Origin of the sequence: Hansschlegelia beijingensis, from assembly GCF_045505405.1 — a bacterium.
Lineage (GTDB): Bacteria > Pseudomonadota > Alphaproteobacteria > Rhizobiales > Methylopilaceae > Methylopila > Methylopila beijingensis_A.
On sequence record NZ_JBJKEX010000208.1, the window covers coordinates 1 to 5,386 of the forward strand.

Annotated in this window: 6 protein-coding genes and 1 tRNA gene; 1 reads left to right on the top strand and 6 read right to left on the bottom strand. The window is 68.5% G+C overall.

The genetic code is table 11. The features are described from left to right. The 4 genes from ACIKT0_RS12410 to coaD form a co-directional block, all read right to left on the bottom strand. Positions 1-181: DMT family transporter (locus tag ACIKT0_RS12410; RefSeq protein WP_407105639.1), on the bottom strand; the 181-nt coding region annotated here is incomplete at its 3' end. A 15-nt stretch (positions 182-196) separates the two neighbouring features. Then, entirely contained in the window at positions 197-661 is a 465-nt protein-coding gene (locus tag ACIKT0_RS12415) for a peptidylprolyl isomerase (RefSeq protein ID WP_407105640.1), read from the bottom strand. Positions 662-692: 31 nt separating this feature from the next. Next, positions 693-1,226: a peptidylprolyl isomerase gene (locus tag ACIKT0_RS12420; protein ID WP_407105644.1), complete on the bottom strand. Its 534-nt coding sequence runs from the start codon at positions 1,224-1,226 to the stop codon at positions 693-695. 37 nt (positions 1,227-1,263) lie between these two features. Continuing rightward, positions 1,264-1,761, bottom strand: coding sequence for a pantetheine-phosphate adenylyltransferase (gene coaD / locus ACIKT0_RS12425; RefSeq protein WP_407105641.1), 498 nt, complete (start codon positions 1,759-1,761; stop codon positions 1,264-1,266). 148 nt (positions 1,762-1,909) lie between these two features. Here coaD and ACIKT0_RS12430 point away from each other — a divergent pair, with 148 nt between their 5' ends. Next, positions 1,910-2,077 (top strand): hypothetical protein, encoded by a 168-nt coding sequence (locus tag ACIKT0_RS12430; RefSeq protein ID WP_407105642.1) that lies wholly within the window; start codon positions 1,910-1,912, stop codon positions 2,075-2,077. 161 nt (positions 2,078-2,238) lie between these two features. Here the strand turns inward: ACIKT0_RS12430 and ACIKT0_RS12435 are convergent. Both ACIKT0_RS12435 and gyrA read right to left on the bottom strand, forming a co-directional pair. Beyond that, positions 2,239-2,313, bottom strand: a tRNA-Ser gene (locus ACIKT0_RS12435). An 81-nt stretch (positions 2,314-2,394) separates the two neighbouring features. After that, on the bottom strand, positions 2,395-5,124 hold the full coding sequence (gyrA, locus tag ACIKT0_RS12440) for a DNA gyrase subunit A (protein WP_407105643.1): 2,730 nt from the start codon (positions 5,122-5,124) through the stop codon (positions 2,395-2,397). Positions 5,125-5,386: the final 262 nt, after the last annotated feature.

Genomic DNA, 5,386 nt, shown 5'->3' on the forward strand with positions numbered 1-5,386 from the left:
CGATGCCTCCGGCGGCCAGGCTGACGCCCGCGAGCGCCAATGCGCCGACCCAGAACGACACAGCCGCGGCCAGGACGCTCGATCCCAGCGCGCGGCCGAGGCCGGCGTTGACGACGCCCTGCACCGCCATCGCGCAACCGAGCGCGACAGCGAGCAGACCGTAGAACAGAGAGCCGGCCATCGCGCCGTTAACGCGTCAGGCCACGTCGGCCGCGACCTTCATAGACACGATGCGGTCCGGATCGCGCACGGGCTCGCCACGCTTGATCTTGTCGATGTTCTCCATGCCTTCGACGACCTGGCCCCACACCGAATACTGGCCGTCGAGCCAGGGGGCGTCGCCGAAGCAGATGAAGAACTGGCTGTCGGCCGAATCCGGATCCATCGCGCGCGCGGCCGAGACGGTGCCGCGGACATGCTTCTCCTTGGAGAACTCGGCCTTCAGCTTCTTGCCGGAACCGCCGCGGCCAGTGCCCTCCGGGTCGCCGGTCTGGGCCATGAAGCCTTCGATGACGCGGTGGAACACGACGCCGTCATAGAACCCCTCGCGGGCCAGCTCCTTGATGCGGGCAACGTGGACGGGCGCGAGGTCAGGCCTCAGCTCGACCTTTACCGGCCCCTGCGAGGTCTCGATCAGCAGGGTGTTTTCGGGATCGCTCATGGTCGTCTCCTTGTAGGCGGTGGGGCCGCGCTCAGGCGGGGCCGTCGGCGAGCCTGATCGACTTCACCTTGTCGGGGTTCTGGACCGTCCCGCTGCCGGCGGCCCCCTTCTTCAGCTTGTCCACGACGTCCATGCCGGACGTGACTTCGCCGATGATCGTGTACTGGCCGTCCAGCCAGGAGGCGGGCCCGAAGCAGATGAAGAACTGGCTGTTCGCCGTGTCGGGATCGGCGGTCCGGGCCATTCCAACCGTGCCGCGCTTGAAGCTCTCCTTAGAGAACTCGGCCTTGAGGTCGGGATATTTGGAGCCGCCCTCGCCGGTGCCCGTCGGGTCGCCGGTCTGGGCCATGAAGCCCGCGATCACGCGGTGAAACGGGACCCCGTCGTAGAACTTGTCACGGACGAGCTGTTCGATGCGGGCGACGTGGTTCGGCGCGAGATCCGGCCGAAGGCGGATCGTGACCGTTCCCTTGGTGGTCTCCATGACGATCGACGGCGCCGGGCCGGCGGCCTGGGCCACGGTCGCGAAGCCAAAAGCGACCAGGAACGCGAGCAGGATTCTCATCATATGACCTCTCGGGACTGACGCCGCGGCGGCTGGCTCATCGGGGGAAGCGGGCGGCGAGCCGTTCCACGACGGCCGGCGGCACGAACGCGGCCACGTCGCCGCCCATCGCGGCGATCTGCCGGACGAGCGTCGCGCTGATCGCGCGCACGCCCGGCGCCGCAGGCAGGAACACCGTCTGGAGGCCGGGCGCAAGCTCTCCGTTCATGCCCGCCATCTGCATCTCGTAATCGAAGTCGGCGCCGTCGCGCAGCCCGCGCACAAGCAGAGAGGCCCCGCTCCGCGCCGCCGCCTCCACCACAAGCCCCTCGAAGACCACGACTTCGAACGCAGCTCCCGCGGCGTCGGCCAGAGGCGCGCCGCAGGCCCTCAACAGCTCCGCGCGCTCCTCCGCTGAGAACAGAGGCGTCTTGCCGGCGTTCGCGCCCACGCCGACCACGAGCCGGTCCGCCAGCCGGAAAGCCCGGGTCAGGACGTCGAGATGGCCATGTGTCACCGGGTCGAACGAGCCCGGATAGAAAGCGGTGCGCGGCATGAGGCATCCGGGCAGGTTGACCGCCGTGCTTACCCCGCGTTCCCCGGCGGCGGCAAGGGCGCTGCGGGTGAACCATCGATGAACGGCGGCGCCAGTCTCCGTTCAGTGGCGCCGCCTAAGCTGGGCTCATGATCTCGAGGAGCAGGCGATGACTGCGGAGCCCGGCGCACGCGTGACAGGATGGAAGGCGGCGGTGACCGCCTTCGCGGTCCTGTGCGCGGCAGCGGCGCTCGCGGTGCTCGCCACGGCGAGCATGGGCGGCGAGACCCGCCTTCCGGCCCGCCCGACCCTCGACCTGAGCCCCCTCGGGCGCTGACCCCCGCCGCGAACCGGCGACGGACCGGATACCCGCCCCTCTCCGTTCCGGACACGCACGAGGACGCCCGGCCGCATGGGGAGCGACCGGGCGACTTTTCGCCGAAGGCCTGACCCAAAACGAAAGCAGCGCCGCCCCTCAGGACGACGCTGCTTCAATCTTGGAGGCCCAGCCTGGACTTGAACCAGGATGAGGAGACGTTCCCGCCCCCCGGGTAGCCATTCCCCCACCGGGCCGACGACCGATCCTCCCATGAGGGCCGGTAGCCGGCAAGGAAACGCTCGGATTAGAGTTAATCCGGAGCGGAGCCGCGACGGTCAGTCCGTCTCCGTCTCCTGCTCCTGCTCTTCCCCGATGTGCTCGACGGAGACGACCCGCTCGCCCTCGCCGGTCGCGAACACGATCACGCCCTGCGTGCTGCGGCCGGCCAAGCGGATGCCGTCGACTGGCACCCGGATCGTTTGGCCGCCATTGGTGACCAGCATGATCTGGTCGGCATGCTCGACCGGGAAGGACGCCACCAGAGGTCCGTTCCGCTCGTTGGTGACCATCGCCACGATCCCCTTCCCGCCGCGTCCGGTGACCCGGTACTCGAAGGAGGACGAGCGCTTGCCGTAGCCGTTCTCCGAGATCGTCAGGATCAGCTGTTCGGCCTCGCTCATCGCGGTGTAGCGGTCCTGGCCGAGCTCGATCTCCGAACCCGCCTCGACGTCGCCGTCCGAGTCCGAGCCGCCTTCGTCCGCGACGCTTTCTCCCTGGCCGCGACGAACGGCGTTGGCGAGCTTGAGATAGGCCACGCGCTCGGCCGGCGTCGCCTCGAAGTGGCGCAGGATCGAGAGGCCGATGACGCGGTCGCCCTCGGCCAGCGTCACGCCCCGGACGCCGACGCTGTCGCGACCCTTGAACACCCGCACGTCCGTGACGCGGAAGCGGATGCACTGGCCGAGATGCGTGGTCAGCAGGACGTCGTCGTCCTCCGAGCAGATCTGCACGTCGACGATCGCCTCGCCCTCGTCGAGCTTCATGGCGATCTTGCCGGCGCGGTTGACGTTGACGAAGTCGGACAGCTTGTTGCGCCGCACGGTGCCGCCCGACGTGGCGAACATCACGTCGTACTTCGCCCATTCGGACTCGTTCTCGACGAGCGGCATGATGGTGGTGATGCGCTCGCCCTCGGAGAGCGGCAGCATGTTGACCAGCGCCTTGCCGCGCGCCTGCGGAGCCGAGAGCGGCAGACGCCACACCTTCTCCTTGTAGACCTGGCCGCGCGACGAGAAGAACAGCACCGGCGTGTGGGTGTTGGCCACAAACAGGCGGCTGACGAAATCCTCGTCGCGCGTCGCCATGCCGGAGCGGCCCTTGCCGCCGCGGTTCTGGGAGCGGTACGTCGCCAGCGGCACGCGCTTGATGTAGCCGCCATGCGTGAAGGTGACGACCATGTCCTCGCGCTGGATCAGGTCCTCGTCCTCGAAGTCGGCCTCCGACTCGAGGATCTCCGTCCGCCGCGGCGTCGCGTAATCGGCCTTCGCGGCGAGCAGCTCCTGCCGCACGATGTCCTGGACGCGCTCGCGCGAGCGCAGGATGTCGAGATAGTCCGCGATCTCGGCGGCGAGCTTGTCGAGTTCCCCGCCGATCTCGTCGCGGCCGAGCGCAGTGAGGCGCTGCAGCCTGAGGTCGAGGATCGCGCGCGCCTGCTCAAAGGACAAGCGATAGGTCCCGTTCTCCGACAGCATGTGGCGCGGGTCGTCGATCAGGGCGATCAGCGGCGCGACGTCCGCGGCCGGCCAGTCGCGGTCCATCAGCCGCTCGCGCGCGGTGGCCGGATCCGGCGCGGTGCGGATCAGGTGGATCACCTCGTCGATATTCGCGACGGCGATCGCGAGGCCCACCAACACATGGGCGCGGTCGCGCGCCTTGTTGAGCCGGAACTTGGTGCGGCGGCTGATGACGTCCTCGCGGAACGCGATGAACGCCGTCAGCGCGTCCTTGAGGTTCATCAGCTCCGGCCGGCCGCCGTTGAGCGCGACCATGTTGGCGCCGAAGGTCGTCTGCAGCGACGAGAACCGGTAGAGCTGGTTGAGCACCACGTCGGCGACGGCTTCGCGCTTCAGCTCGATGACGATCCGCATGCCCTGGCGGTCGCTCTCGTCGCGCAGATCGGAGATGCCCTCGACGCGCTTGTCGCGGACCAGCTCGGCGATGTGCTCGATCAGCCGGGCCTTGTTCACCTGATAGGGCAGTTCGGTGACGATCAGCGCCTCGCGATCCTTGCGGATCTCCTCGGTCTCGACCTTGGCGCGCATGATGATCGAGCCGCGGCCCGTCGAGTAGGCCGACCGGATGCCGCCGCGGCCGAGAATGCGCGCTGCGGTCGGGAAGTCCGGCCCGGGCACGATCTCGAGCAGGGCGTCGAGCTCCATCTCCGGCTCTGCGATCAGCGCCACGCAGGCGTCGACGACCTCGCCCAGATTGTGCGGCGGGATGTTGGTCGCCATGCCGACCGCGATGCCGCCGGCGCCGTTGACCAGGAGGTTCGGGAATTTCGCCGGAAGAACCGTCGGCTCTCTCTCGGAGCCGTCGTAGTTGTCCTGGAAATCGACGGTGTCCTCGTCGATGTCGGCGAGCAGCGCCATGGCGGGCTTCGCCAGGCGGATTTCGGTGTATCGCATAGCCGCCGGCGGATCGCCGTCGACCGAGCCGAAGTTCCCTTGCCCGTCCGCGAGCATCAGGCGCATCGAGAACGGCTGCGCCATGCGCACAAGCGCGTCGTAGATCGATTGGTCGCCGTGCGGGTGGTACTTACCGATGACGTCGCCGACCACGCGGGCCGACTTGCGATAGGGCCGATCCGGGAAGTAGCCGTTCTCGTTCATGGAGAACAGAATGCGGCGATGCACCGGCTTCAGTCCGTCGCGCACGTCGGGCAGCGCCCGCGCCACGATGACGGACATCGCATAGTCGAGATACGAGCGGCGCATCTCGTCAGCGATTGAAACGAGGCGGACGTCGGACGGCTCGCCCGACGTCGGGTCTTTGGGATCAGCCAAGATTTAGGGGCTTTCTCTGTCGCTTTGCGCGCGCGACCCTAGACGATTCCGCTCCGGAACGCCACTTTTCCCTGCCCGCCCGCCGCGGCCAATAGCGCAGAAAATCCAACATCTTGCCGGGGGCGTTTCAGCGCAGCGCCGAACCGCGCCGGGAAGCGCGCCCGGTCACACGGGGCGCCATGCGGCGGCGATCACCCCCGGCAAGGCCGCCCGGCAGCGATGACCGCCCCGTTACCCGTCCCAGCCAAGTCGCGACGGCGCC